This window comes from Streptomyces sp. WAC06614, from assembly GCF_003949795.1.
GTDB lineage: Bacteria > Actinomycetota > Actinomycetes > Streptomycetales > Streptomycetaceae > Streptomyces.
Genome location: NZ_RPRY01000653.1, coordinates 1 through 1,466, shown reverse-complemented (window position 1 = coordinate 1,466; position 1,466 = coordinate 1). Strand labels below are relative to the sequence as shown.

The following is a 1,466-nucleotide window of genomic DNA, read 5'->3' as shown; positions in this document are numbered from 1 at the left end:
AACCCCCCTCGTCCCGCCCGACCCCGAGCGATCCCGCCCCGACGCACACCGGACGCCGGAACCCCTTCGGGTATATCTCGCCGCGTGTTACGGTCGCGCCGTGAAGGCGGGGAGCAACTTACTACTGCCGGGCAGATCGGCCCTGATCACCGGCGCCAGCGCCGGTATCGGTGCCGCCGCTGCCCGCGTCTTCTGCCGTGAGGGCGCATCCGTCACCCTCGTGGCCCGCCGCGAACCCGAACTCGCGGCCCTCACCAAGGACCTCCGCGCCGCCGGCCACCAGGCCCAGTACGTCGTGGCCGACGTGACCCGCCCCGCGGACGTCGCCCGCGCCGTCACCGCCGCCGTCACCGCGTACGGCCGCCTGGACGCCGCCTTCAACAACGCCGGCACCGGCGCCGAGCCCAAACCCCTGCACCTCCTCGACGAGGAGGTCTACGACCACGTCATGGACACCAACGTCCGCGGCGTGTGGAACTGCATGCGCCAGGAGATCTCCGCCATGCTCGCCTCCGGCACGGGCGGCACGATCGTCAACAACAGCAGCACCGCCGGCCTGGTCGCCACCCCGGTCACCGCCGCGTACATCGCCTCCAAGCACGCGGTCCTCGGCCTGACCAAGGCCGCCGCCACCGAGTACGCCGCCCAGAACATCCGCGTCAACGCCATCGCCCCGGGCTCCACCCGCAGCGAGATGATCGACGCCTGGCTCCAGCAGAACCCGGCGATGGAGCAGATCCTCCTCCAGTCGGCCCCCCTCCCCCGCATCGCGGCCCCCGAGGAGATCGCCGAAGCCGCCGCCTGGCTGTGCAGCGACCGCGCCTCCTTCGTCGTAGGCGCCACCCTCTCGGTGGACGGCGGCTGGACGACCCGCTAGACAGCTCCCGCCTGCCCCCCGCCCGACCGCCGCCAGGCCCTCTCTTCCGGATCATGCCGGGCCCGCGACGCCTGGCGCCGCGCCTCGCGGCGTTCTCGTCGGTCGCCGATGCCCCCAGCTACCGCCGGGCGGTACCCCACCGCATGGACTCCTTCCGCAGCCTTGCGATGTACGCAGACGCCGCGGCCTGATCCGACTGAGCCGAAAGGCAGGACCTGGCCGCGTTGCCGGGAGGAGGCCCGCATGCGTCCCTCAACCGGCCCGCCTCGGCCTGCACGGCGCCGTACGACGCAGGCTCACCCGGCAAGCTCTGCAGGAGACGACGGCCCAGCGGCAGCACGACCCGGCGCCCCCTGTCCCCGCCTCCGCCGAGCAATCAACAACCCCAATCCCTCAAGGATCCGCTCCAGCCCGAACTCCAACGCCTGCTCCTGCCCCCCACTCTCCGCCACGGAAGCCAACGCCGCCGCAACCGCCGGATACCGCTCCTCCCGCCCCTGAAGCACCACCCCCAACAACACCCCGAACTCCGCGTCCACCCCTCCAGACCCAGCCTCCGTTCCTCCGGAACCGACGGAGCCCCCCGAAC

At 72.5% G+C, this 1,466-nt stretch carries 1 protein-coding gene; it reads left to right on the top strand.

The genetic code is table 11. From position 1 onward, the window contains the following. Nucleotides 1–100: 100 nt before the first annotated feature. Entirely contained in the window at nucleotides 101–877 is a 777-nt protein-coding gene (locus tag EF918_RS35660; RefSeq protein WP_125652972.1) for a glucose 1-dehydrogenase, read from the top strand. The last annotated feature ends 589 nt before the right edge of the window (nucleotides 878–1,466 follow it).